Origin of the sequence: Streptomyces sp. NPDC008001 (assembly GCF_042958085.1) — a bacterium.
Lineage (GTDB): Bacteria > Actinomycetota > Actinomycetes > Streptomycetales > Streptomycetaceae > Streptomyces.
In genome coordinates this window covers 72421-97625 of the sequence record NZ_JBIBIZ010000008.1, presented here as the reverse complement: position 1 = coordinate 97625, position 25205 = coordinate 72421, and the positions used below count along the sequence as shown (strand labels likewise).

Genomic DNA, 25205 nt, shown 5'->3' with positions numbered 1-25205 from the left:
CCCGCGGCCTCCCGCACGGCGCGGTCTTCCCGGCGGCACGGGCTCCTCACGGCCTCTTCGGCGGTGGGGAGCCTTCGGCGCCGGCGGGGAGCTCCTCCCACGGCACCTGCCGGGAGCGCAGGTCCTTGCGGATCTTGGCGGCGAGCCTGCGGGTGTCGCGGCGGTTCATCACCGCGCCCACGGTCGCGCCGATCATGAAGGGGGCGAGGCTGGGCAGATTGCGGAACGTGCGCTTGAGGATCTGCTGGCGCAGCTCGCGCCTCAGCTGGACCCCCAGGGCCGCGTTGAGGGTGGCGGGGGCCGTGATGTCGATGCCGCGCTCGTCGGCCCAGGCGGCCAGATAGGCCAGGGAGCGCTGGCGGGCGTTGCCGGGGGCCCGCAGGCCGTAGACCTCGTGGAGCTCGGCGATGAGCTTGATCTCCACGGCGGCCACGCCGGCGATCTCGGCCGCCAGCTCGGCGGGCATCGCGGGCGGCACCGGCAGCATGGCCGCGGCCCCGACTCCGGCGCCCACGGTGGAGGTGCCGTGGGCCGCGCCGGCCACCAGCTTGTCGGCGAGCTCCTCCGGGCCGAGGCCCGGGAACTGGGCCCGCAGCGCGGCGAGGTCGCGCACGGGGATGCGCGGGGCGTTCGCGATGAGCCGGTCGGTGAGGGCGGCGAGGCTCGCCCGCGCTCCCCGGCCGCCCTTGGCGGCGCCACGGCCGACCGCTGCGGCGAGCGAGGCCGTGCGGCCTCGCTCGACGTGGGTGCCGGCCGTGTCGCCGGGGGCAGGGACGTCCTGCCGTACAGCATCCCGGCCCGGCCCGGTGGTCAGCTCGGGCTGGCGGGAACGCCGCTTCCGGAACGGGGTCGAGCCTGCCATCGCAGACCCGGTCCTCAGTCGCAGTCGCGGCAGATCGGCTGGCCGTTCTTCTCGCGCGCCAGCTGGCTGCGGTGGTGCACGAGGAAGCAGCTCATGCAGGTGAACTCATCGGCCTGCTTGGGCAGGACCCGGACGGCCAGCTCCTCGTTGGAGAGGTCCGCGCCGGGCAGTTCCATGCCTTCGGCGGCCTCGAAGTCGTCCACGTCGACGGTCGACGCCGACTTGTCGTTCCGGCGGGCCTTGAGCTCTTCAAGGCTGTCCGAGTCGACGTCGTCGTCGGTCTTGCGTGGGGTGTCGTAGTCCGTTGCCATGTCGCTCTCCCCCTCTGGGTGTCTGCGGTGTCTCCAGCGCACGTAACGCGTGAGAGGCCGGACTTGTGCCCGACCCGAGGCGGAGATTTTGCCTCACATCAAGGTCTGTTACTCAATCGACACCCAACCGCACACCTGAAGAGGTGATGGGGATGGATGGCGAACCGGACCGTACACGGTCCGGATGCCGCATGCAGATGCGCCATCACGTGTACTTCCCGTGATCAGGACCTGCGGAAACCCCCATTTTTCCGGCGTTCCGACGAGCCTGATGATCACGGAGAGTGGATGGCCGGAAGTTTGCGTGTGTGAGCGATTCCACACACCCACAGCAAGGGTCGGAACGTGAAAATTCCGCCCAAAGCGAACCAACGGCCGCCCTATTCTCGCAGAAATTTTCAGGTGGGCAGGACCACTCGCATGATCAACCCGCCTCCCTCGCGCGGCTCCGCGGTGATCCGCCCGCCGTGCGCGCGGGCCACCGAGCGCACGATCGACAGCCCCAGGCCGACGCCCTTGTCGCTGCCCGTGCGCTCCGTGCGGAGCCTGCGGAACGGCTCGAAGATGTTGTCCAGCTCGTACGCCGGGACCACGGGCCCGGTGTTCTCGACCACCAGCACCGCCTGGCCCGGCTGCGCCTCGGTGGTGACCTCGACCCAGCCGTCCGGGGTGTTGTAGCGCACGGCGTTCTGCACCAGGTTCAGCGCGATCCGCTCCAGCAGCACGCCGTTGCCCTGGACCACCGCCGGCTGCCGGGTCCCGCGCAGCTCCACGCCCTTGCCCTGGGCCTCCGAGCGCGTCTGGTCCAGGGCCCGGGACGCCACCTCGGCGAGGTCCACGGGCTTGCGGTCGACGATCTCGTTGTCGCTGCGCGCGAGCAGCAGCAGGCCCTCCACCAGCTGCTCGCTGCGCTCGTTCGTGGCCAGCAGCGTCTTGCCCAGCTGCTGGAGCTCCGGCGGCGCGCCGGGGTCGGAGAGGGTGACCTCCAGCAGCGTGCGGTTGATCGCGAGCGGGGTGCGCAGCTCGTGCGAGGCGTTGGCCACGAACCGCTGCTGCGCGGTGAAGGCCCGCTCCAGCCGGTCCAGCATCTCGTCGAAGGTGTCGGACAGCTCCTTCAACTCATCCTCCGGACCGCCCAGTTCGATGCGCCGGGACAGGTCGGTGGCGGCCACCCGGCGGGCGGTCCGCGTCATCTTGCCCAGCGGCGAGAGGACCCGGCCCGCCATGGCGTAGCCGAAGGCGAAGGCGATCACGGCGAGGCCGAGGAGAGCGAGCAGGGAGCGCTTGAGGAGGCCGTCGAGGGCCATGGCGCGCTGGTGCTCCATGCACAGCCGCAGGCCGTTCATGAAGGTGTCGCTGTTGGTCGCGGTGCCCTGGGGCAGGCTGTGGCAGCTGGCGCTGGTCTCGACGTTGGCGTTGAGGATCCGGAACGGCAGCTGGTTGCCCTGGGTGAGGGCGTCGGCCGCCAGCAGGTAGATGATCGTCAGCAGCAGCACCCCGGCCATCAGGAACATCCCGCCGTAGAGCAGGGTGAGCCGTATCCGGATGGTGGGGCGCAGCCACGGGAAGGGCCGCACGACGGGCTGCCGCGGGTCCCAGGTGGGCTTGGGGGGCGCTGCGGGGGGTGCGGGCGCGGGGGTGGGGGTGGGGGTGGTGGACATCAGGGTCAGATCCGGTATCCGGAGCCGGGCACGGTGACGATCACCGGGGGCTCCCCGAGCTTGCGGCGCAGGGTCATGACGGTGACCCGGACCACGTTGGTGAAGGGGTCGGTGTTCTCGTCCCAGGCCTTCTCCAGGAGCTGCTCGGCCGAGACGACCGCGCCCTCGCTGCGCATGAGGACCTCCAGGACGGCGAACTCCTTGGGGGCGAGCTGGACCTCGCGGCCGTCGCGGAAGACCTCGCGGCGGTTGGGGTCGAGCTTGATGCCCGCGCGCTCCAGGACGGGCGGCAGGGCGACGGTGGTGCGGCGGCCGAGGGCCCGCACGCGGGCGGTGAGCTCGCTGAAGGCGAAGGGCTTGGGGAGGTAGTCGTCGGCGCCGATCTCCAGGCCCTCCACGCGGTCGCTGACGTCGCCGGAGGCGGTGAGCATCAGGACGCGGGTGGGGATGCCGAGCTCGACGACCTTGCGGCACACGTCGTCGCCGTGCACGAGGGGCAGGTCCCGGTCGAGGACGATCACGTCGTAGTCGTTGACGGCGATGCGCTCCAGGGCGGCGGCACCGTCGTACACGACGTCGACCGCCATGGCCTCCCGGCGCAGTCCGGTGGCGACGGCATCGGCGAGCAGCTGCTCGTCCTCGACGACGAGTACGCGCACGGCGTTGATCCTTCCCTTTGGGCCCGGGCGGGCAGGCTGGAGATACCCCTTGCGGGTGCCTCCATCCTGCCTCGAACCTCGGTAAACCGGCTGTAAGGGGCGCCGGGGCCGACCGGCCGGCCGGTCGTTCCGGATGGCCGCGGGGGCGGGGGCGCGGCGCGGTTTCCGGTCGGCCGGGGGATTGGTTCCGGACGGGAGGTTTCCGCGCGGACGGCGTTGGGGAAGACGTTTGCACACCCGCGATCACGCCCAGTGGCGGCACGCCACTACGGCACGCCCGCCCGCGCCAGGGCAGGGGCGCGATCGATTCGCCGTCGGCACACCCCCGTGCCATCGACCCACGACGAGGGGGCGCAGCACCATGGACGCGTTCACCGCTGGCATTCTGCAGCGCATAGAGAGCACCCGCAGCGAACGGGACCAGGCCCGCATGCTCGGCGACGAATACACCGCCGAGGTGGAGCAGTTCGCCCTGGAAGACCTGCACCGCCTGGCCGCCGAGCACGGCGTCGAGGTCTCCGCGGCCTGATCCGGACCCTAGGGCGACGCCCCGGCACCCTGTGGGTGCCGGGGCGTCGTCATGCCCGCAGGCGGGGCCCCAGGGGCCCTCTCGGCCCCGTCGCGCCCTGCTCCGGGACCGGCTAGCCCTGCCAGGCTCCCAGCTCCTCCAGGCGGCCCTGCAGCTGTTCGAAGAGGGCCGGCGGGGCGGCCACGGTCAGCTCCGTGGAGGCGGGCTCGCCGGGGCGGCCGCCGGTCAGCGCGCCGGCCTCGCGGGCGATGAGCGCGCCGGCCGCGTAGTCCCAGGGGTTGAGCCCGCGCTCGTAGTAGCCGTCGAGCCGGCCGCAGGCGACGTCGCACAGGTCGATCGCGGCCGACCCGCCGCGCCGGATGTCCCGCACCTGCGGCAGCAGGGAGCGCAGGACCTCCGCCTGGGCGGCGCGGCGCGAGGCGAGGTAGCCGAAGCCGGTGCCGATCAGCGCCTGGTCGAGGGCGGGCGCGGGCCGGACGCTCAGCCGCCGGTCGCCCAGATGGGCGCCCTCGCCGAGGACGGCCCGGTAGGTCTCGCCCCGCATCGGGGCGGCCACGACGCCGACGACGGCCTCGCCGTCGATCTCGGCCGCTATGGACACGGCCCAGGACGGCAGGCCGTAGAGGTAGTTGACGGTGCCGTCGACGGGGTCGACGACCCAGCGGACGCCGCTGGTGCCCTCGCTGCTGGCGCCCTCCTCCCCGAGCACGCCGTCGTCGGGGCGGCGCTCGGCGAGGAAGCCGGTGATCAGCTTCTCGGCGGCGATGTCCATCTCGGTGACGACGTCGATCGGGCTGGTCTTCGTCGCGGCGACCCCCAGGTCCGCCGGGCGTCCGTCGCGGAGCAGCGCTCCGGCGCGGTCGGCGGCCTCGAGGGCCACGGCCAGGAGTTCTGCCTTCAGGGTGTCGCTCACGGTGCTGGTACTCCTTACGCGTACGGGCTGTCGGCTCCGGCGGCCGCGGGGCGCGGGGCCCTGGCCGGGCAGCAGCCGACGGGACAGAGGTCGTGCGAGGGGCCGAGGGCGCCCAGGGCGCACCGCTCGGGGTGCTCCCCGCGCTCGCTCGCGGCGCGCTCCAGGACGAGCTCGCGGACGGCGGCGGCGAAGCGGGGGTCGGCGCCGACGGTCGCCGCGCGGGCGACCGGCAGGCCGAGCCCGGCGGCCTTGGCGGCGGCCTCCGTGTCGAGGTCGTACTTGACCTCCATGTGGTCCGAGACGAAGCCGATGGGGACCATGACGACGGCGGGGGCGCCGGCGCCGTGCACGGCCTCCAGGTGGTCGCAGATGTCGGGTTCGAGCCAGGGGACGTGCGGGGCGCCGCTGCGCGACTGGTAGACGAGCCGCCAGGGGTGGTCCGTGCCGGTCTCCTCGCGCACCGCCTCCGCGACGGTGCGGGCGACGTCGAGGTGCTGGGCGACGTAGGCGCCGCCGTCGCCGTGAGCGCCGGCCGGGCCGGAGGTGTCCGCGGCGGCCGTGGGGATGGAGTGGGTGGTGAAGGCGAGGTGCGCGCCCTCGCGGACGGCCTCGGGCAGCTCGGCGAGGGCCGCCACGACGGCGTCGGCCATGGGCCGCACGAAGCCGGGGTGGTTGAAGTAGTGCCGCAGCTTGTCGACGCGGGGTGGCTCGATGCCCTCGGCCTCCAGGGCGGCCAGCGCGTCGGCCAGGTTCTCCCGGTACTGGCGGCAGCCCGAGTACGAGGCGTAGGCGCTGGTGGCGAGGGTGAGCACGCGGCGGTGGCCGTCGGCCGCGATCTCGCGCAGGGTGTCGGTCAGGTACGGCGCCCAGTTGCGGTTGCCCCAGTAGACCGGCAGGTCCAGGGCGTGCTCGGCGAATTCCCTGCGCAGGGCGGCGAGCAGCGCCCTGTTCTGGTCGTTGATCGGGCTGACGCCGCCGAAGAGGAAGTAGTGCTGCCCGACCTCCTTGAGGCGCTCGCGGGGGATGCCGCGCCCGCGCGTGACGTTCTCGAGGAACGGGACGACGTCGTCCGGGCCCTCGGGGCCGCCGAAGGAGAGCAACAGCAGGGCGTCGTAGGGGGCGTGCGCTGGCTGATCCGACATGCGTCAGATCCTGCCACTCGTCACTGACAGGCAGGAAATGGCGGTGCGCCGCACAAACGCACCCCCGTAAGCTGTATGAGCCACCTACGTCCCTTACGGCACCCTCTTCCGTACCGCCTCCGACCTCCCCGGGAGCCGTCGTTGCCCAGTCCGTACCGCGCGATCTTCGCCGCCCCCGGCACCCGGAGCTTCTCGGCCGCCGGCCTGCTGGGCCGGATGCCGCTGTCCATGTTCGGCATCGGCGTGGTCACGATGGTCTCCCAGATCACCGGGCGCTACGGCCTGGCGGGCGCCCTCTCGGCGACCCTGGCCATCTCGGCCGCGGTGCTCGGGCCCCAGATATCCAGGCTCGTCGACCGGCACGGGCAGCGCCGGGTGCTGCGCCCGGTGACCCTCCTGACCCTGGTCGCCGCCGCGGGGCTGCTGCTGAGCGCGCAGCAGCGCTGGCCCGACTGGACGCTGTTCGTCTTCTCGGCGTGCGCCGGGTGCGTGCCGAACGTGGGCTCCATGGTGCGCGCCCGCTGGGCCGCCCTCTACGGGGGCGGCCCGCAGCTCCACACGGCCTACGCCTTCGAGTCCGTCGTCGACGAGGTGTGCTTCATCTTTGGCCCGATCCTGTCGATCGGCCTCTGCACGCAGTGGTTCCCGGAGGCGGGTCCGCTGCTGGCCACCTGCTTCCTCGCGGTCGGCGTGTTCTGGCTGACCGCCCAGCGCGGCACCGAGCCCGAGCCGCACCCGCAGGGAGAGCGGGCGCGCGGCGGTGCGCTGCGCTCGCGCGGCCTGCAGGTCCTCGTGGCCACGTTCGTCGCGACGGGCATGATCTTCGGCACCTGCGACGTGGTGACCGTCGCCTTCGCCGAGGAGCAGGGCCACAAGAGCATGGCGAGCCTGGTGCTCGCCACGTACGCGCTGGGCTCCTGCGCGGCGGGGGTGGTTTTCGGACTCCTGCCGCTGAAGGGGGAGATGGCCCGCCGCTGGCTCGTGGGCGTGTGTGCGATGGCCGTGAGTATGATCCCCCTCCAACTGGTCGGGAACCTGCCGTTCCTGGCCGTGGCGCTCTTTGTCTCGGGGCTGTCGATCGCGCCGACCATGGTGACGACGATGGCCCTGGTCGAACAGCACGTACCGCGCGCGCAGCTGACCGAGGGCATGACCTGGACGAGCACGGGTCTCGCGGTCGGCGTGGCACTGGGGTCGTCGGCCGCCGGCTGGGTGGTCGACGCCCGCGGCGCCGCCGCGGGGTACGCGGTGTCCGGGGTGGCGGGGGCCGTCGCGGCGGCGGTCGCGTTCCTGGGGTACCGCCGGCTCCGCACGCAGGCAGAGCAGCGGCCGGGGGCACCTGTGCCGCAGGCAAGGGGAGGGTCTGACGCGCATGACGGAGACGACCGGAACGACGGCGGGCACGAAGGCCGGGGCGACCGCAGCGAGGGCGTCGTCGCCTGAGGGGGCCGGGACACCCGGATGGCGCAACTGGGCGGGGAACGTCACCGCACGCCCCGCGCGCTCGGTCTCCCCGGCGACGGCGGAAGAGGTCGCGGAGGCGGTCGCCCGGGCCGCGGCGGACGGCCTGAGGGTGAAGGCGGCCGGCACCGGTCACTCGTTCACCGCCGCGGCCGCCACCGACGGCCTGCTGCTCCGCCCCGAGCGCCTGGGCGGCCTGCGCGCCGTGGACCGCGCGGCGGGCACGGTCACGGTGGGGGCCGGCACGACGCTGCGGCAGCTGAACCGCACCCTGTCCGCGCACGGCCTGTCGCTGGCCAACATGGGCGACATCATGGAGCAGACCGTCTCCGGCGCCGTCAGCACCGGCACTCACGGCACCGGCCGCGACTCCGCCTCGCTCGCGGCCCAGGTCCGCGGCCTGGAGCTGGTCACGGCGGACGGCTCGGTGCTGTCCTGCTCCGCGGACGAAAACCCGGAGGTCTTCGCGGCCGCCCGGCTCGGGCTCGGCGCCCTGGGGGTGATCACCGCCCTCACGTTCGCGGTGGAGCCGGAGTTCCTGCTCCGGGCCCGTGAGGAGCCGATGCCGCTCGACCGGGTCACGAACGAGTTCGACCAGCTGGTCGCCGAGAACGAGCACTTCGAGTTCTACTGGTTCCCGCACACCACCGGCTGCATGACCAAACGCAACAACCGCAGCGCGGGCCCCGCGGCACCGCTCGGCCGGATCGGCGCCTTCGCCGAGGACGAGCTGCTCTCGAACGGCCTCTTCGGCGCCCTGTGCGCCGTGGGCCGCGCCGCCCCCGCCGCCGTCCCGGCCATCGCCCGGCTCACCGGCCGCGCCCTGTCGGCCCGCACCTACACGGACGTCCCGTACAAGGTCTTCACCAGCCCGCGCCGGGTCCGCTTCCTGGAGATGGAGTACGCGCTGCCCCGCGAGGCGGCGATACCGGCGCTGCGCGAGCTGCGGGCCGCGATCGCGCGCTCGCGGCTGCGCGTGTCCTTCCCGGTCGAGGTCCGCACGGCCCCGGCCGACGACATCCCCCTGTCCACCGCCTACGGCCGGGACACCGCCTACATCGCCGTGCACATGTACAAGGGCACCCCTCATCAGGCGTACTTCCGGGCCGCCGAACAGATCATGACGGCGCACGGGGGGCGGCCGCACTGGGGGAAGCTGCACAGCCGCGACGCGGGGCACCTGGCGGCGGCCTATCCGCGGTTCGCGGAGTTCACCGCGGTACGGGACCGGCTGGACCCGCAGCGGGTGTTCGGCAACGCGTACCTGCGGCGGGTGCTCGGGGAGTAAGGCCCCGGGGCGGATGCCCGGGGAGTAAAGCCCCGGCCGGCACGGGGCGCCTGCCGGGCCCGGTGCCGGGCACGGCCCGCGGCCGGAGAGGCCCGGCCGGCCGTACGGGGGACCGCGCCTACGAGACGGCGCCGGCGGTCGTCACCGCACCCCCGGCCGGCCCCGCCGCCGCGTTCTGGCCCTGCGCCGAGGGCGTGGGCGTGCCCTGCCCGCCCGTCGCACCCTGGCCGCTCGTCCCGGAGCCGCTGCCGCCCTTGCCGTCGCCGCCGTCCTGGGACGTGGAGGGGTTCGGCGTCGGGTCCGGCTTGGGGCCGGGCGTGGAGCCGCCGGAGGACGGGGACGTCGACGGATCCGGCGACTTCCCGCCCGTACCGCCGCCCTGACGGGACGCGTCGGGGTCGGGCGAGGAGCCGGAGTCGCCGCCGTCCCGGCGCTCGTGCTCGCCGTCGCCGTCCGAGCGACCGGGGCCCTGGTGCCGCTCCGGTGCCGGATCCTGCTTCTTCTGTGCCTTCCCGCCGTCGAAGATCTGGCCGACCGTGGTCCCGCCGCCGCCGTCCGCGCTCGAACCCTTGACCAGTTCGACCGCGGTGACCGTGCCCATGGCGAGGACGAAGACCGCGCCGGCGGCGAGCAGCGGACGCTTCCAGCCGCGCATGCGGGTGCCGTGCGTCGTGGCCGGGGTGTACTCGTCCGCGTACGCAAAGGAGTGATCACCGGCGCGTGCACCCGCATGCGCGCCCGCGTGTGCGCCGCCGGGCTCCGGCGCCTGTGGCACCCCGTGCACCAGCCGTGTCTCCGCGTCGCCGGCCGCGGGCAGCATCTGGGTGGCGTCGGCCGGCGGGAGTGCACGGGTGGCGTCGTCCTGCGCGCCGCGCCGGGCTGCCGCAGCGGCGCGGTCGACGGCCCGGCCCGCGTCCCGCACGGGCACCTGGCGCAGTTTCGGCCTCGCCGCCTGGGCGGTCGCCCCGCGGAGCTGTTCCCCGGTGCGCTTGAACAAGTGGTGGAAGATCGTGCCGCCGGACGTGGCCACGACGCTCACGACACCGGCGCCGATGACCGTGCCGTACACGCCGAGCTTGCCCGCGAGCAGGGCGGCGATCACCGCCGCGAGGGCGCTGCCGGCGACCTGCGCGAGGCTCAGTTCCAGACGCTTGTTCTTCGCTTTTGCCTCGCTTTCGCCTTTGCCGTCCATCTCCTGCCTCTGTGTAGCCCTTGGGTCCGCCTTGCAGGGAGAAGAGACATTCGAGCGTAACGAACAGTTCCGGATCTGGCGATTGTGTGAACCTCGACACCCGCGCAACCGCCGGTGCACCCGATAGGTACGATCAACTCCCTTCTCCCGCGTGAACTTCGATGGCGCGCCATTCCACCCCCAGTGGCCCGAATGGAGTACTGTGGCGAGCCCTGGCCCCGGTGTCCCGTCCGGCTGCCCGGACCCAACGGGCGGGGCCCGAGCGGCTCTCACCCCCGTCAACTCGGCAATGTTGTGGCAGGCTGCACCCGGGCAGGCCACACTCGACTAGCGGAAGCAGCGACGCACGTGACGTCGGCAGGCACCACCCGGGAGGTCCCCATGCCCGAACTGCGTGTCGTGGCCGTCTCCAACGACGGCACACGGCTGGTGCTCAAGGCTGCGGACAGCACGGAGTACACCCTTCCCATCGACGAGCGGCTGCGCGCCGCCGTGCGCAACGACCGTGCTCGCCTGGGGCAGATCGAGATCGAGGTGGAGAGCCATCTCCGCCCCCGCGACATCCAGGCGCGGATACGTGCAGGAGCCTCCGCGGAGGAGGTGGCGCAGCTCGCGGGCATCCCCGTCGAGCGGGTGCGCCGGTTCGAGGGCCCGGTCCTGGCCGAGCGCGCGTTCATGGCCGAGCGCGCCCGCAAGACGGCCGTGCGCCGCCCGGGCGAGAACACCGGCCCGCTCCTCGGCGAGGCCGTCGCCGAGCGGCTCATGCTGCGCGGGGCCGAGAAGGACACCGCGCAGTGGGACTCCTGGCGCCGGGACGACGGCACGTGGGAGGTCCTGCTCGTCTACCGGGCGGCAGGTGAGCCCCACGCGGCGAGCTGGTCGTACGACCCGCCGAGGCGGATCGTTCAAGCGATGGACGACGAGGCCCGCGCGCTCATCGGCGAGACCGACGACACGCCCGAGCCGAGCTTCCCGTTCGTGCCGCGGATCGCGCGGCTGCCCCGGGACCGGCCCCTCGACCGGTCGCTGGACCGGCAGGAGCGTCAGGACCGGCAGGACCGGCAGTCGTCCTCCGGCCCTCCGGCGGCGCCGGAGCAGGAGGCGGAGTCCGCCGAGGAGTCCGGCAAGGAACGGGAGCGGGAGCGGGATTCGCTGACGAGCCTGCTCGAAGCCGTCCCGAGCTTCCGCGGCGACATGGTCGTGCCCGAAACGGCCACGGCCGTGCAGGCCGCTGACGATCCGTCCGAGATGCCGGAGACCGTCGAGCCCCCGGCACCGGCCGCAAGTGCGGGCGCCGCGTATGCGGACGTCCTGATGCCACGGTCCGTGGCCGGTCACCGCGACCGCCTGACCGGTACGACGGACCGTCAGGCCGAGGCCGACGGGGTCCGTCCGGGCCGCCGCGCGGCGGTCCCCAGCTGGGACGAGATCGTCTTCGGCACCCGCCGCAAGAAACAGGAGTAACCACTACGGCAGTGACTCCCCGTCAAGCCCCCGGTCCGTGCGGCCGGGGGCGCCGACGTCAGCGCGCACCGGCAGGACCCCGGCCGCCGGACCGCCCACGGCCGCCCCGGAGCGTGTGCGCGCCCCCTCCCCCGCCGCAACGGCAACCCGCCGGCCACCCGATCGGCCGGTCGGCCGTGGGATCAGCCCCGCTGGGGGCCCGTGGCCACGGGCCGCGACGGGTCGGACGACCACTCGCTCCACGAGCCGACGTACAGGGCCGCCGGAATGCCCGCGACGGCCAGCGCCAGCACCTCCTGCGCGGCGGATACGCCCGAGCCGCAGTACACGCCCACCTCCGCACCGTCCGCGGCCCCCAGCGCGCCGAAGCGGGCCGCCAGCTCCGCCGCGGGGCGCAGCCGCCCGTCCGCGGCCACGTTCTCCGTGGTCGGTGCGGAGACCGCCCCCGGAATGTGGCCCGCGACGGCGTCGATCGGCTCCACCTCGCCCCGGTAGCGCTCCCCCGCCCGGGCGTCCAGCAGCAGCCCGCGGCGGGCCAGCGCCGCCGCGCCGTCGGCGTCGAGCAGGGGCAGCGCTCCCGGCTGCGGAACGAAGTCGCCCTCGCGCACGGGCGTCCGCTCGTCCGTGACCGGGCCGCCCTGCGCGCGCCAGGCCGCGAGCCCCCCGTCGAGGACCCGGACGGACGGGTGCCCGGCCCAGCGCAGCATCCACCACGCCCGCGCGGCCGCCCAGCCCTGTCCCCCGTCGTAGACGACGACCTCGGTGTCCGAGCCCACGCCGGCCCCGCGCATCGCCGCGGCGAAGACCGCGAGGTCCGGCAGCGGGTGCCGGCCCTGCTTCCCCGCGGGCCCGGCGAGTTCGCTCTCAAGGTCCACGAAGACCGCGCCGGGGATGTGCCCCGCCTCGTACTCGGGCCGCCCGGGCGGACCCCCGAGCTGATAACGGACGTCCAGCAGGACCGGCGGCTGCCCGCTCGCCGACGCGTCCACACGGTCCATGAGTTCGGCTGCGCTGATGATGGGATTCATGGACCCCATCCTGACGTAGCCGGACGTGCGGTCAACGGGCCTCTGGCGAGGCCGCGCACACCTGATCGATACTGGGCGCCTCCGCTCACCGCGGCGCCCGCGGGCGCCGGAACGGTACTGCCCCGCGATTGCGGGCATTCTCCTTCGGGAACCCGGGAATCCCGGCGCGGCCGGGGGGCGCGCGGCGGCCGGTGGTGCAACCATCTGGTCGTGCCCCGTCCCGTACCACCCCCGCGCGCCGCGGCCCGGCGCGGGACGCGCGGCCACCACGAGGGTCCGAGGAGAGAGTGACATGACCGAGGTTTGGGGCTCGCCCCGGCCAGGAGCGCGGGAGGCCCGGCAGGCGCCGGGCAGCCCGTGCTGGACGAGTCTCCTGGCGCACGACCTGGAGTCCATCCAGGAGTTCTACGGAGGTCTGTTCGGCTGGGCGTTCTACAGCCCCGGGCCGCGCCAGCTGGGCCCCTACGTCCGCGCCACGATCGACGGCCGGGACGTCGCCGGCCTGGGCGAGCTCGCGCCCGGCGTGCGGCTGCCGACCGCCTGGACCACGTACCTCGCCAGTGACGACGCCGACGAGGCCGCGGAGTGGATCCGCTGCCTGGGCGGCACGGTGGGGGTCGGCCCGCTGTCCGCGGAGGACGCGGGGCGGCTGGTGCTCGCGTGCGACCCGGCCGGGGCGCCGTTCGGCGTGTGGCAGGGCCAGAAGCTGACGGGCGCGCAGCTCACGGGGGTGCCCGGCACGCCCGCGTGGCACGAGCTGGTGACCCGCCGGGCGTCCGCGGTCTCCGGCTTCTACCGGTCCCTGTTCGGCTACGACGTCAAGCCGGCCGACGCCGCGCACTCGCCCCATTCGGCGGAGGCGGAGACCACCGACTACGTCACGCTGCACCTGGACGGCCGCCCGGTCGCGGCGATCCAGGGCGTCGGCCGTGCCCTGTCCGAGCTGTCCCGGCAGCGGGGCCCGTACTGGATGACGTACTTCGAGGTCGCGGACACCGACGCCGCGGCGGTGCGGGTGGCGGACCTGGGCGGTCAGGTCCTGCGACCGCCGCACGAGGAGCCGGCCGGCCGGGTGGCCACGGTCACCGACCCGGAGGGCGCGGTCTTCACCCTGCTGCGGACGGGTCGCTGACGCGGCCGTCCACCGACCCGCCGGCGGAGCGCTCGGCGGGGTCACCGGCGTCGCCGACCGGGTCCACCGGCAGCACGTCGGGGGAGAGCGCCGCGGCACGGGCCGCGGCGGACGTCAGCCTGCGGCGGTGGTGGCGCCGGCACAGCACCTCGTAACCGACCACGGTCTCGGGCTGGTTGACGTCGCCCACGACCACCTGCGCGCCCTCGACGACCATCTGCCCGCCCACCGTACGGGCGTTGTGCGTGGCCCGCGCGCCGCACCAGCACAGCGCCTCGACCTGCAGCACCTCGATGCGGTCGGCGAGCTCGACCAGGCGCTGGGAGCCGGGGAAGAGCTTGGTGCGGAAGTCGGTGGTGATGCCGAAGGCGAAGACGTCGAGTTCGAGGTCGTCGACGATGCGGGCGAGCTGGTCGATCTGCTCGGGGGCGAGGAACTGCGCCTCGTCGGCTATGACGTAGTCGGCGCGGCCGCCCGCGGACAGGTGGGCGACGATGTGCGCGTAGAAGTCGAACCCCTCCCCCGCCTCGACGGAGTCGGTGACCAGACCGAGCCGCGAGGAGAGCTTGCCCGCGCCGGCACGGTCGTTGCGGGTGTAGATCATCCCTTGCAGGCCGCGGGCCGAGCGGTTGTGCTCGATCTGCAGAGCGAGGGTGCTCTTTCCGCAGTCCATGGTTCCGGAGAAGAACACCAGCTCGGGCATGGGGAAGCCAATGCCTTTCATAGGTCGGGGCGTTGTGGGGGGTGTCGTACGGGCTACGGGCTGCAAGCTACGGGCGGCTGAGACTGCGGTCCGCGGCTACGGACTGCCGGCCGGTCAGGGGCGCACTTCGAGGAGCGGCACGAGCTGCTCGACGGGCGTCATGGAGCCGTGCAGCCCCACCATCGCGGACTCGTTCGGCTCGGTCTCGGTGGCGACGATCGCGACGTCGTCACGGGCGGCGGCGACCACGTCGCCGATCCGGCCGTACACGCGGTCGTCCACGCCGTCGCCGGGCCGGCCGAACCAGCCCGCCTCGATGGCCTCGTCGCGGCTCGCGATCCACATCTGCTCGCCCAGCACCTCCCGCCACACGGCGAGGACGTCGGCCGCCGCACCGGGCACGGCGTAGACGTGGCGGGCGCGCGCCTCGCCGCCGAGCAGGGAGACGCCCGCGCGGAGCTCCCAGTCCTCGTCGAAGTCGATGCGCGACTCCGGGTCGAAGGGGATGTCGATCATGCCGTGGTCGGCGGTGACGTACAGGGCGGAGCGGGGCGGCAGTTGCTCGGCGAGACGCTGGGCGAGCCGGTCGACGTACATCAGCTGGCCGCGCCACTCGTCGGAGTCGACGCCGAAGCGGTGTCCCTTGCCGTCGACGTCGCTGTAGTACGTGTAGACGAGCGAGCGGTCCGCGGCGCCGAGGCGGTCGGCGGCGAAGTCCATCCGCTCCTCGCCGGAGAGCCGGCCGTGGAACGTGCCGCCGCTCAGCGCGATCTTCGTCAGCGGGGTGTGCTGGAAGTCCGGGGCGGAGACCTGGCAGGTGTGCACGCCCGCCGCGTCCGCGAGCTGGAAGACCGTCGGGTACGGCTGCCAGGCGTGCGGGTCGGTCCACGGGCGCCAGCGCAGCTGGTTCATCAGCCGGCCCGTGGCCGGGTCGGCGACCGTGTAGCCGGGCAGGCCGTGGGCGCCCGGCGGGAGCCCCGTGCCGACCGAGGCGAGGGAGGTCGCCGTGGTGGACGGGAAGCCCGCGGTCAGCGGGTCGCCGGTGCCGTTGCGGGAGCCCGCCATCAGCGAGTGCAGGAACGGGGCCTCGGCGGGGTGGGCGCGCAGCAGCTCCCAGCCCAGGCCGTCGATCAGGAAGACGCACACGCGGTCGGCCGGGGCGAGCTCCAGGCCCGCCGGGAAGCCCGGGACCCCCATGCCCGCCACGACGGAGGGCAGCAGATCGGCCAGCGAGCCCGTGCCGTAGCGGGGCAGCGGGGCCGTGCGGGGATCGAGCGGGGCGGGCTCGTGCCAGGCGGAGCCCGCCGTCATCGGATGGGACATCAGCGGTTGGTCGCCGGGGTCGCCGCAGTGGCCTCGGAGAGCGCCTGGGCGAAGGCCAGGGTCTGGCGCACGGTGTCCGGGCCGTCGCCGGCCTCGCTGACGCGCAGGCTCAGGTCGTCGGCCGTGGAGGAGCCGGTGTAGCCGTGGTCCGCGTCGCAGTTGGGGTCGCCGCAGGCCGCGGGCTCCAGGTCGATCCGGGACACGGCGCCCCAGCCGATGTTCAGCACGACCTCGCGGGGCAGGGTGCCCGGCGTGTACGACTCGGGGTTGGCGACGACGCGGCTCAGCACGACCGAGGAGATCCGCTCCAGCTTCACGGACTCCGTGGAAGTGGTGGCGTAGGGGGACGGCGACGTGCCGTCGGCGGCCTGCTCGTCGGTGTGGCTGACGATGAAACGGTTGCCGGTGAGGACGAGGACCGTGACGTGGCGGCGCACCTCGTTGGAGTCGAACGTCGTCTCCTGGTGGACCAGGTACGACACGACCGGCTCCCCGCCCACTGCGGCCTCCACCGCCTCGGCCACGAGGGCCGGGTAGTAGCCACTGCGCTCGATCGCCGCGCGCAGCCCTTGGGTCGTCGTACCGGTCTTCGCCATAAGCCCATCCTAAGGGGCCCACGGGGCCTGACCGCCCGATGCGGCGACGCCGGCCTCTGCCGAGGCCGGCTGGATGGGACGGGCATCACACCCCCGTCCCCTCCCACCCCACCCGAACCCGGCCCGGACCCCGGCCCGGCCCCGGGGCCGGCCTCGCACCCGGGGCCCGCACGCCACCGCCACCGAAGCTGCCACGCACCGACTGAGGCGGCCCCACCATCCGGACCCGCAGCGGACAGGCGTTGCCGATGCCTGCCTGCCCGGACGCCCCCGCCATCCACTCCCGCCGCAACGGCGGCAAGCCACCGCGGCGCAGCCCGGCGGTGCCGCGACGGGCTCAAGCGGAACCGGGCGCACACGCCCGAGGCGGCAACGAACACCGCCGGACAGCACCATCGCGGCGGACAGGAGTCGCCGCGCACGCCCGCTCGGGCGCCCCCGCGGCGCAGCCCGGCGGTGCCGGACCGGGTGTCTGTCGTCGTGGCCCCCGGCCCCCGGTGGGCTGTTGCTGTCAGACCACCGGCAGGCTGCGGGGGCCCAGGTCCGTGCGGGCCGGGGCCGGGGAGAGGCGGATCGTGGCGCCGAGGACGTGGACGCCGTGGGGTGCGACGATCACCGGTTCCAGGTCGGCGCCGACGACCTCGGGGTGATCGTCGACCAGCCGGGAGACCCGCAGCAGGAGCTCCTCCAGCGCCCGGGTGTCGACCGGCGTCGCGCCCCGCCAGCCGAACAGCAGCGGCGCGGTCCGGATCGAGCGGATCTGCTCGGCGGCGTCCCGGTCGGTCACGGGGACGAGCCGGTGGGCGGTGTCGCCGAGCAGCAGGGAGGGCGCCCCGGCGAGCCCGAAGGAGAGCACCGCGCCGGCCGCGGGGTCGATCGCGGCCCGGACGACGGTGTCGACGCCGCGCGGCGCCATGGACTGCACGACGAGCCGGAGCTCCTCGGGCTTGCCGAGGAGCTCGGTCAATTCGGCGTAGGCGCGGCGCAGTTCCGCCTCGCCGCCGAGGTCGAGCCGGACGCCCCCGAGGTCGGCGCGGTGGCGCAGGTGCGGCGCCGTGGGCTTGAGGGCGACGGGGAAGCCGAGCCGCGCGGCGGCCCGCACAGCGCTGTCGGGGTCGGGCGCCGGCAGGGCGGGCATCACGGCGATGCCGTAGCGGGCGAGGAGCCGCTGGGTGTCGGGCGCGGAGAGGGTGACCGCCCGCGGCCCCTCGGGCGGCGGGGCGAGGAGCGCCCCGTGGGCCTCCAGGAGCACGTCGATGTCGGCGGCGGCCCCCGCCTCGTCGATGTCGTCGTATTCGGGCACCCGCCCGGGCTCGGCGGCGAGCCGCCGCCAGCGCGCGTACCGCGCGGCTTCGGCGAGCGCCCGGACGGCCCGCTCGGCGGCGGGGTAGGCGGGTATCCGTACGGCCGCTTCCCCGTCGTCCTCCCCGGCCGGCTCCGCGAGGGCCTCCGCGAGCCCCGGGATCTCCAGGTGCACGACGGCGACCGGCTTCGCGCCGGGCGCGGCGGCGACCGCCTCCCGCAGCGCCCGTGCGAGGTCCGCCGCGGAGGCGTCGCCGACCCAGGGGATGGCGGTGACGACGACGGCGTCGCACTCCTCGTCCGCCAGGGCCCCGGCCAGGGCGCGGCGGAAGTCGGCGGGCCGGGCGCCGGTGGTCAGGTCGTACGGCGGCTGGGGCCGCAGCCCGTCGGTGAGGCAGGCGTCGTAGGTGAGCAGGGCGAGGGATTCGGAGTTGCCGAGGATGGCGACGCGCGGCCCCGCGGGCAGCGGCTGGGAGGCGAGGAGCAGCCCGGTGTCGGCGAGCTCGGTGACCGTGTCGACGCGGATGACGCCGGCCTGCCGGAGCAGGTCGGAGACGGTGGCGTCGGGGATCCGGGTCGTCGGGACGGCGTGCCCGGTGGGCGCGGCGCCGCCGTGCCGGGCGCCCTTGACGACGACGACCGGCTTGCGGGCGGCGGTGCGCCGCGCGAGCCGCGTGAACTTGCGGGGGTTGCCGATGGACTCCAGGTACATGAGCACGAGGTCGGTGTCGGGGTCGTCGTGCCAGTACTGCAGGAAGTCGTTGCCGGAGACGTCCGCGCGGTTGCCCGCGGAGACGAAGCTGGAGATGCCGACGAGCCCGGCGGCGCGCCGGTGCAGCCCGGCGAGCAGGGCGATGCCGATGGCCCCGGACTGGCTGAAGAGCCCTATGCGCCCGGCGGCGGGCAGCTCGGGCGACAGGGAGGCGTTCAGCCGGACGCCGGCGGCGGTGTTGATGAGCCCGAAGGCGTTGGGCCCGATGATGCGCATCCCGTACGAGCGGGCCTGGCGCACCAGCTCGCGCTGCCGGTGGCGCCCGTCGGCGCCGCTCTCCCCGTAGCCGGCGGAGAGGACGACGAGGCCCTGGACGCCGTGCTCGCCGCACTCGGCGACGACGGAGGGCACCTGCTCGGCGGGCACGGCCACGACGGCGAGGTCGACGGGGCCGGAGATGCCGAGGACGGAGCGGTGGGCGGGCACGCCCTCGGGGTCGAGCCGGATGGTGCCCTCGGGGAAGGCGTGGTTGACGGCGTGGACGTGCCCGGTGAAGCCGGCGGCCAGGATGTTGCGCAGGACGGTGCGCCCCATGCCACCCGGCGCCCGGCCGGTGCCGATGACGGCGACGGAGCCGGGGGCGATCAGCCGCTGGACCGAGCGGGCCTCGGCGCGCTGCTCGCGGGCCCGCTGGACGGCGAGCGAGCGGTCGGTGGGCTCCAGGTCCAGTTCGAGGCGGACGACGCCGTCCTCGAAGCTGCGCTTCTGCGTGTAGCCCGCGTCGGTGAAGACCTTGATCATCTTGCTGTTGGCGGGCAGCACCTCCGCGGCGAAGCGCCGGATGCCGCGCTCCCGGGCCACGGCCGCGATGTGCTCCAGGAGGGCGGAGGCGACGCCGCGGCCCTGGTGGGCGTCCTGTACGAGGAAGGCGACCTCGGCCTCCTCCTCGGCGGGCCCGGAGGCCGGCATGCCGCGGCCGTCGATGCGGTCGTAGCGGACGGTGGCGATGAACTCGCCGCCGACCGTGGCGGCGAGGCCGACCCTGTTCACGTAGTCGTGATGGGTGAAGCGGTGCACGTCCCGGTCGGAGAGGCGGGGGTAGGGGGCGAAGAAGCGGTAGTACTTCGACTCGTCCGAGACCTGCTCGTAGAAGCTGACGAGGCGCTGCGCGTCGTCGGGCGTGATGGGACGCAGATGCGCGGTGCCACCGTCGCGCAGCACGACATCGGCTTCCCAGTGGGCGGGGTACGCGTGCTCGTGCCCGGACTGCTGCCCGGCGTGCGCTGGCGGCGTCTGCATGGGGCCAGCGTAAGGCCGGGCACCGACAGCCGGAGCGCTGCGCCGGAGCACTCCGGGCACCGTGAGACACTGGTCTAGACAACCCCTACGACCTGAAGGGCACACACCATGGCTGAGCGCCGCGTCAACGTCGGCTGGGCCGAGGGCCTGCACGCCCGCCCCGCGTCGATCTTCGTCCGTGCGGCGACCGCCGCCGGCGTCCCCGTGACGATCGCCAAGGCCGACGGCACCCCCGTCAACGCCGGCTCCATGCTGGCCGTGCTGGGCCTGGGCGCCCAGGGTGGCGAGGAGATCGTCCTGGCGAGCGACGCCGAGGGTGCCGAGGCGGCGCTGGAGCGCCTGGCGAAGCTGGTCGCCGAGGGTCTCGAGGAGCTTCCGGAGACCGTCTGATCCGACGGAATCACCCGCGGCGGGGCCGCGGCGGCCGACTGAGGCCGCCGTGGCCCCGTTGTCGTTCCCGCGCGAAATCCATGGCTTTCCGGCGATGACGGCAGACCATTCCATAGGCACGAGTTCAGCCGGAGAACATTTCCTTCGGTAACCACGGATGAAGTCCCGGGCGAAACGAACTCCGGTCACTAATGCGCGCACGCGCTTCAAGAACCGGCGATCACTGTTCTCACGGCCGGCCCCGCATTCCCCGTCCGCGCCGCCGGCACCAAGCGCCGCAGCCGGAATTCCCCCGGCGCCCGGTCCGCACGGGCCGCGGCGATCGACCGGGCCCGCTCCGCGTCACCGCGGGCGACGGCGTCCACGAGGGAGCCGAGCAGCTCCCAGGTGTCGACGGGGCGCACCGGCGGCTCCGCCGCGTACACCCAGGTGATCTTGAGGCGCAGCTGGGTGAGCAGCCCCGCGAGGCTGGGGCTGCCGGACGCCTGGGCGAGCGTCTCGTCGAACCAGTCCCCCAGCGGCCGCAGCTCGCCCGTGCGCCCGCCCCGGGCGCGCTCCTGGCCGAGCCTGACCAGCCCGCGCAACACCTTCAGGTGCGCCTCCGTGCGGCGCTGCGCGGCGCGCGCGGCGCCCAGCGGCTCCAGCAGGGAGCGGACCTCCAGCAGATCCGCCGCCTCCTGTTCGGTGGGCTCCGCGACGCACGCGCCGGCGTGCCGCCGGGTGGTCACGAACCCCTCCGAGGCGAGGGTGCGCAGCGCCTCGCGCACGGGCACGCGGGAAACGCCGTAGCGGCGTGCGAGGACTTCCTCGGTGAGCCGGCTGCCGGGCGGAAACGTGCCGGAAACGATGTCGTCACGAATCGCCGTGCACACGGCATGCGCAGAAATGCGACGGCCTTCCTGAGCCGCTGTCCCCTCACCGTTCACGTACGGCCCCGCATGGGTGAACCTCCGCATAACCCCCGCGAAACGCGGCCGATTGACGCCTGTTCAGCGACTCTATTGCAGCGGACCGCGATTTCCGACGGCGCACGGGAAGTCATCGCTATGTTTTGGCCAACACGGGGGCCGGCGGCGGCCACGGCGCGGGGGATGTTCGGGCACGGCGAAGGCCCCGGCCGGTGGGCCGGGGCCTTCGTCAGGCGTGTGTGCGGCGAGTGCGCGTCAGGACTCGCCCGGGTGCCGGAGCGTCAGACGGAGACGCCGTGCTCGGCGAGGTACGCGACCGGGTCGATGTCGGTGCCGTACGTGGCACCCGTGCGGGCCTCGAAGTGCAGGTGCGGGCCGGTCACGTTGCCCGTGGCGCCGGAGAGGCCGATCTGCTGGCCGGCGGTGACGGTCTGGCCGACGGAGACGCCGATGGACGACAGGTGGCCGTACTGCGTGTACGTGCCGTCGTTGTGCTTGATGACGACGTTGTTGCCGTAGGCGCCGCCCCAGCCGGCCTCGACGACGGTGCCGGCGCCCACGGCCTGGACCGAGGTGCCGGTCTCGGCGTGGAAGTCGACGCCGGTGTGGCTGCCGGAGGACCACAGGCCGCTGGAGGCCTTGTAGGACGTGGAGACGTAGGAGCCGGCGATCGGCGAGACGAAGGCGTTGAGGCGCTTGCGCTCCTGCTCGCGGGCGACGCGCTCCTGCTCCTTGCGCTCGGCCTCGGCCTTGCGCTTGGCCTCGTCCGCGGCCTTCTTCACGTCGGCGGCCTGCTGCTTGGCAGCGGACTCGGCCTCGTGGACGGCGGTGGACTCGGCAGCGGCGCTGCTCTGGACCTGGGCCTGCTCGCCGATGCGGCCGGCGGTGTCCTCGCCGATGACGACGGCCTGGGTCAGGCCGGTGTCCTCGGTGGAACGGTGGGCGTCGTCGGTGGACGCGGCCAGCGCCGGAGCGGCGAAGCCCGCGACGACACCGGTGGCGGCGAGGGTGGCTATGCCTGCCGCGTTCGCGCTGACGCGAACGGCGCGGCTCGGCTTGCGGTGCTTCCCGGTGGCACGAGTGAACGCCATGGGTGAGGCTGGTCCTTTCCTTCCCTCTCGCCTACCGGGTTAGCTGACGGGTTCGGAGCAGGAAGGTCTCCTACGGATCCCTCCGGAAAGGGGCCCGATTCACCCCAGGGACACTTGGGTCCCCGGCTCCCCTGGCTCGCGCCGTACGGGGACTCGGCGATGACTGCCCGGGCCGCGGATGCGACGCACATCGGACGGACAGCCGCTTTGACGCTAGACGCCGTCACTTTCGATCGGCAAACAGAAGCACCATTTTGTGTCCCACGCCACAGTGCAGACGTGCAACCACTCCGCTAAACCGGACATTTGGCAGGCACGCGCGCCTCGCGGGCGCGCGTGCCTGCCGGTTGACGGCGGGCCACCGGTGGGCCGGCCGCCGGGGATCAGCCCGTGATCACGGTCACTTCGCCGATGCCGAGGGCCCGGACGGGCTCCTCGATCTGCGCGGCGTCACCGACGAGCACCGTCACCAGACGGTCGACCGGGAACGCGCTCACGACGGCGGCGGTGGCCTCCACCGTGCCCGTCGCGGCGAGGCGTTCGTACAGCCGCGCCTGGAAGTCGTCCGGGAGGTGCTGCTCGACCTGGTCGGCGAGGGTCCCGGCGACGGCCGCCGCCGTCTCGTACTTGAGCGGGGCGACGCCGACGAGGTTCTGCACGGCGGCGTCGCGCTCCTCGTCCGTCAGGCCCTCGGCGGCGAGGGTGCGGAGCACCGTCCACAGGTCCTGCAGTGCGGGGCCGGTGGAGGCGGTGTCCACCGAGCCGCTGATGGCCAGCATGGCCGCGCCGGTGCCCTCCGGGGAGGACAGCAGCACCTGGCCGAAGGCGCGCACGCCGTAGGTGTAGCCCTTCTCCTCGCGCAGGACGCGGTCCAGGCGCGAGGTGAGGGTGCCGCCGAGGCAGTACGTGCCGACGGACTGGGCGGGCCACACGCGGTCGTGCCGGTCGGCGCCGATGCGGCCGATGAGGAGCTGCGTCTGGACCGCGCCGGGGCGGTCCACGATGACGACGCGGCCGGTGTCGTCGGCGGTGACCGGCGGGAGCGGGTGGGGCTCGGCCGGGGAACCCGTCCAGGCGCCGAGGGAGTCGGCGAGGGCCGCGTCGAGGTCGATGCCGGTGAAGTCGCCGACGACCACGGCGGTCGTGGTGGCGGGCCGGACGTGGGCCTCGTAGAAGGCGCGGACGGAGGCGGCGTCGATGCGGGCGACGGTCTCCTCGGTGCCCTGGCGGGGGCGGGACATCCGCGAGGCGGCCGGGAAGAGCTCCTTGGAGAGCGCCATCGCGGCCCGGCGGGCGGGGTTGGCCAGCTCGTGCGGGATCTCGTCGAGGCGGTTGCCCACGAGGCGCTCGACCTCGTTGTCGGGGAAGGCCGGGGCGCGCAGGGCGTCGGCCACGAGGCCGAGGGCCTTGGCGAGCCGGGAGGCCGGCACCTCCAGGGAGAGGCGCACGCCGGGGTGGTCCGCGTGGGCGTCGAGGGTGGCGCCGCAGCGCTCCAGCTCGGCGGTGAACTCCTCGGCGGTGTGCTTGTCGGTGCCCTCGGACAGGGCGCGCGCCATGATGGTGGCGACGCCGTCGAGGCCCTGGGGCTCGGCGTCCAGGGGGGCCACGACGTTGATGTCCACGGCGACGACCTGCTGGCCGGGGCGGTGGCAGCGCAGCACCGTGAGGCCGTTGGGCAGCGTGCCGCGCTCGGGAGCGGGGAAGGCCCAGGGCGCGGGGGCCCCGGCCCGGGGCCGCGGGTGGAAGGTCATGGAAGGCTGGGCGGGGTCAGCGGCCACGGCGTCGCTCACTTGGCCGTCTCCTCTTCTGCTTCTGCGTCGGCTGCTCCGGCGTTCTCGCCGGCGGTGGGGGCGGCGGGCTCCGTGGGCTCGTACACCAGCACGGCGCGGTTGTCGGGGCGCAGGCGGGCCTGAGCGACCCGCTGCACCTCCTCGGGCGTGATGTCCAGGACGCGCTGCACGGCGGTGAGGGCGAGCTGGGGGTCGCCGAACAGCACCGCGAAGCGGCACAGTTCGTCGGCGCGGCCGCTGACGGTGGCGAGCCGGTCCAGCCACTCGCGCTCCAGCTGGGCCTGGGCGCGCTCCATCTCGGCGGGGGTCGGCCCCTCGGCGGCGAAGCGGGCGAGCTCCTCGTCGACCGCGGCCTCGATGGCGGCCACCTCGGCGCCGCCGGACGCCTTGACGTCCAGCCAGCCCAGCGAGGGGGCGCCGGCGAGCCGCAGCAGGCCGAAGCCGGCCGCGACGGCGGTGCGGTCGTGGCGGACCAGGCGGTTGTGGAGCCGGGAGGACTCGCCGCCGCCGAGGACGGTGACGGCCAGGTCGGCGGCGTCGGCCTCGCGGGAGCCGTCCTGCGGGAGGCGGTAGGCGGCCATCATCGCGCGCGCCGGGACCTCTTCGCGGACGACCTGGCGGAGCTCCTCGCCGATGACGTCGGGGAGGCTGCCGTCGCGCGGGGGCTGCTTGCCGTCGTGCGCGGGGATGGAGCCGAAGTACTTCTCGACCCAGGCGAGCGTCTGCTCGGGGTCGATGTCGCCGACGACGGACAGGACGGCGTTGCCCGGCGCGTAGTACGTGCGGAAGAAGGCGCGGGCGTCCTCCAGGGAGGCCGCGTCCAGGTCGGCCATGGAGCCGATCGGGGTGTGGTGGTACGGGTGGCCGTCGGGGAAGACCATGGCCGTCAGCCGCTCGAAGGCGGTGCCGTAGGGGACGTTGTCGTAGCGCTGGCGGCGCTCGTTCTTGACGACGTCGCGCTGGTTCTCCATCGACTCGTCGTCGAGGGCGGTGAGCAGGGAGCCCATCCGGTCGGCCTCGAGCCACAGGGCCAGCTCCAGCTGGTGCGCCGGCATGGTCTCGAAGTAGTTGGTGCGCTCGAAGCTGGTGGTGCCGTTGAGGGAGCCGCCGGCGCCCTGCACCAGCTCGAAATGGCCGTTCCCCTTGACCTGGGCCGAGCCCTGGAACATAAGGTGCTCGAAGAGGTGGGCGAGGCCGGTGCGGCCCTTGACTTCGTGGCGCGAGCCGACGTCGTACCAGAGGCAGACCGCGGCGACCGGGGTCTGGTGGTCTTCGGAGAGCACCACCCGCAGGCCGTTGGCCAGCCGGTGCTCGGTCGCTGTGAGGCCGCCGGTACCGGCCTGTTGCGTGGCCGTGTGACCCATGGGCATGTACGTCCCTTCGATCGCTTGAAATCCCGCGCCCGTGCGCGATGACCCGAGCGCGATGACTCGCGTGATGAACAGTGCT

Annotated in this window: 22 protein-coding genes and 1 riboswitch; of the genes, 6 read left to right on the top strand and 16 right to left on the bottom strand. The window is 74.1% G+C overall.

Going from position 1 to position 25205, the window contains the following annotated elements:
- Nucleotides 1-46: 46 nt before the first annotated feature.
- The 4 genes from ACFZCD_RS21820 to ACFZCD_RS21805 all read right to left on the bottom strand — a co-directional run bounded on the left by ACFZCD_RS21820 (nucleotide 47) and on the right by ACFZCD_RS21805 (nucleotide 3493).
- Nucleotides 47-862, bottom strand: a complete 816-nt coding sequence (locus ACFZCD_RS21820) for a hypothetical protein (RefSeq protein ID WP_391833287.1) — start codon at nucleotides 860-862, stop codon at nucleotides 47-49.
- Nucleotides 863-876: 14 nt separating this feature from the next.
- A complete protein-coding gene (locus ACFZCD_RS21815; RefSeq protein ID WP_030366107.1) occupies nucleotides 877-1173 on the bottom strand; it encodes a DUF4193 domain-containing protein in 297 nt (98 codons plus the stop codon).
- Between the two features lie 398 nt (nucleotides 1174-1571).
- Nucleotides 1572-2834, bottom strand: a complete 1263-nt coding sequence (locus ACFZCD_RS21810; protein WP_391833285.1) for a sensor histidine kinase — start codon at nucleotides 2832-2834, stop codon at nucleotides 1572-1574.
- Between the two features lie 5 nt (nucleotides 2835-2839).
- Nucleotides 2840-3493, bottom strand: coding sequence for a response regulator transcription factor (locus ACFZCD_RS21805; RefSeq protein WP_030368611.1), 654 nt, complete (start codon nucleotides 3491-3493; stop codon nucleotides 2840-2842).
- Nucleotides 3494-3854: 361 nt separating this feature from the next.
- Between ACFZCD_RS21805 and ACFZCD_RS21800 the strand changes: the two genes are divergently transcribed.
- Nucleotides 3855-4022: a hypothetical protein gene (locus tag ACFZCD_RS21800; protein ID WP_391833283.1), complete on the top strand. Its 168-nt coding sequence runs from the start codon at nucleotides 3855-3857 to the stop codon at nucleotides 4020-4022.
- Nucleotides 4023-4134: 112 nt separating this feature from the next.
- Here the strand turns inward: ACFZCD_RS21800 and ACFZCD_RS21795 are convergent, their stop codons facing one another.
- Both ACFZCD_RS21795 and ACFZCD_RS21790 read right to left on the bottom strand, forming a co-directional pair.
- Nucleotides 4135-4935, bottom strand: a complete 801-nt coding sequence (locus ACFZCD_RS21795) for an inositol monophosphatase family protein (protein ID WP_391833281.1) — start codon at nucleotides 4933-4935, stop codon at nucleotides 4135-4137.
- Nucleotides 4936-4949: 14 nt separating this feature from the next.
- Nucleotides 4950-6077, bottom strand: coding sequence for a ferrochelatase (locus tag ACFZCD_RS21790; protein WP_391833279.1), 1128 nt, complete (start codon nucleotides 6075-6077; stop codon nucleotides 4950-4952).
- 141 nt (nucleotides 6078-6218) lie between these two features.
- On the opposite strand from ACFZCD_RS21790, the gene ACFZCD_RS21785 reads away from it, so the two are divergent.
- Entirely contained in the window at nucleotides 6219-7520 is a 1302-nt protein-coding gene (locus tag ACFZCD_RS21785) for an MFS transporter (RefSeq protein WP_391833277.1), read from the top strand.
- Nucleotides 7450-8826 carry a D-arabinono-1,4-lactone oxidase gene (locus ACFZCD_RS21780; protein ID WP_391833275.1) on the top strand — a complete coding sequence of 459 codons (1377 nt, stop codon included), beginning with the start codon at nucleotides 7450-7452 and terminating at the stop codon, nucleotides 8824-8826. The genes ACFZCD_RS21785 and ACFZCD_RS21780 overlap by 71 nt, the downstream gene beginning before the upstream one ends.
- Nucleotides 8827-8944: 118 nt before the next feature.
- On the opposite strand, the gene ACFZCD_RS21775 is transcribed toward ACFZCD_RS21780, so the two are convergent.
- Nucleotides 8945-10018, bottom strand: a complete 1074-nt coding sequence (locus ACFZCD_RS21775; protein ID WP_391833273.1) for a hypothetical protein — start codon at nucleotides 10016-10018, stop codon at nucleotides 8945-8947.
- A gap of 348 nt (nucleotides 10019-10366) precedes the next feature.
- Between ACFZCD_RS21775 and sepH the strand changes: the two genes are divergently transcribed.
- Entirely contained in the window at nucleotides 10367-11482 is a 1116-nt protein-coding gene (gene sepH, locus ACFZCD_RS21770) for a septation protein SepH (RefSeq protein WP_391833271.1), read from the top strand.
- A gap of 182 nt (nucleotides 11483-11664) precedes the next feature.
- On the opposite strand, the gene ACFZCD_RS21765 is transcribed toward sepH, so the two are convergent.
- Nucleotides 11665-12510, bottom strand: a complete 846-nt coding sequence (locus ACFZCD_RS21765) for a sulfurtransferase (RefSeq protein WP_391833269.1) — start codon at nucleotides 12508-12510, stop codon at nucleotides 11665-11667.
- 292 nt (nucleotides 12511-12802) lie between these two features.
- On the opposite strand from ACFZCD_RS21765, the gene ACFZCD_RS21760 reads away from it, so the two are divergent.
- A complete protein-coding gene (locus ACFZCD_RS21760; RefSeq protein ID WP_391833267.1) occupies nucleotides 12803-13642 on the top strand; it encodes a VOC family protein in 840 nt (279 codons plus the stop codon).
- Here ACFZCD_RS21760 and ACFZCD_RS21755 read toward each other — a convergent pair.
- The 4 genes from ACFZCD_RS21755 to ACFZCD_RS21740 form a co-directional block, all read right to left on the bottom strand.
- A complete protein-coding gene (locus ACFZCD_RS21755) occupies nucleotides 13617-14345 on the bottom strand; it encodes a thymidine kinase (protein ID WP_391833265.1) in 729 nt (242 codons plus the stop codon). The genes ACFZCD_RS21760 and ACFZCD_RS21755 overlap by 26 nt on opposite strands.
- Before the next feature lie 114 nt (nucleotides 14346-14459).
- Nucleotides 14460-15668: an alkaline phosphatase family protein gene (locus ACFZCD_RS21750; protein ID WP_391833263.1), complete on the bottom strand. Its 1209-nt coding sequence runs from the start codon at nucleotides 15666-15668 to the stop codon at nucleotides 14460-14462.
- A complete protein-coding gene (locus tag ACFZCD_RS21745; RefSeq protein WP_391833261.1) occupies nucleotides 15668-16264 on the bottom strand; it encodes a DUF5998 family protein in 597 nt (198 codons plus the stop codon). Before ACFZCD_RS21745 ends, ACFZCD_RS21750 begins: the two co-directional genes overlap by 1 nt.
- Before the next feature lie 511 nt (nucleotides 16265-16775).
- On the bottom strand, nucleotides 16776-19577 hold the full coding sequence (locus tag ACFZCD_RS21740) for a GNAT family N-acetyltransferase (RefSeq protein WP_391833259.1): 2802 nt from the start codon (nucleotides 19575-19577) through the stop codon (nucleotides 16776-16778).
- Nucleotides 19578-19685: 108 nt separating this feature from the next.
- Here ACFZCD_RS21740 and ACFZCD_RS21735 point away from each other — a divergent pair, with 108 nt between their 5' ends.
- Complete coding sequence (locus ACFZCD_RS21735; RefSeq protein ID WP_391833257.1) at nucleotides 19686-19967, top strand: HPr family phosphocarrier protein; 282 nt, start codon at nucleotides 19686-19688, stop codon at nucleotides 19965-19967.
- 206 nt (nucleotides 19968-20173) lie between these two features.
- On the opposite strand, the gene ACFZCD_RS21730 is transcribed toward ACFZCD_RS21735, so the two are convergent.
- The 4 genes from ACFZCD_RS21730 to ACFZCD_RS21715 all read right to left on the bottom strand — a co-directional run bounded on the left by ACFZCD_RS21730 (nucleotide 20174) and on the right by ACFZCD_RS21715 (nucleotide 25120).
- Nucleotides 20174-20923 (bottom strand): GntR family transcriptional regulator, encoded by a 750-nt coding sequence (locus ACFZCD_RS21730; RefSeq protein WP_391833255.1) that lies wholly within the window; start codon nucleotides 20921-20923, stop codon nucleotides 20174-20176.
- Between the two features lie 233 nt (nucleotides 20924-21156).
- On the bottom strand, nucleotides 21157-21966 hold the full coding sequence (locus tag ACFZCD_RS21725) for a M23 family metallopeptidase (protein WP_391833253.1): 810 nt from the start codon (nucleotides 21964-21966) through the stop codon (nucleotides 21157-21159).
- A gap of 13 nt (nucleotides 21967-21979) precedes the next feature.
- Nucleotides 21980-22135: riboswitch (cyclic di-AMP (ydaO/yuaA leader) on the bottom strand.
- A gap of 214 nt (nucleotides 22136-22349) precedes the next feature.
- Nucleotides 22350-23717: a M16 family metallopeptidase gene (locus tag ACFZCD_RS21720; RefSeq protein ID WP_391833978.1), complete on the bottom strand. Its 1368-nt coding sequence runs from the start codon at nucleotides 23715-23717 to the stop codon at nucleotides 22350-22352.
- A 35-nt stretch (nucleotides 23718-23752) separates the two neighbouring features.
- On the bottom strand, nucleotides 23753-25120 hold the full coding sequence (locus tag ACFZCD_RS21715) for a M16 family metallopeptidase (protein ID WP_391833976.1): 1368 nt from the start codon (nucleotides 25118-25120) through the stop codon (nucleotides 23753-23755).
- Nucleotides 25121-25205: the final 85 nt, after the last annotated feature.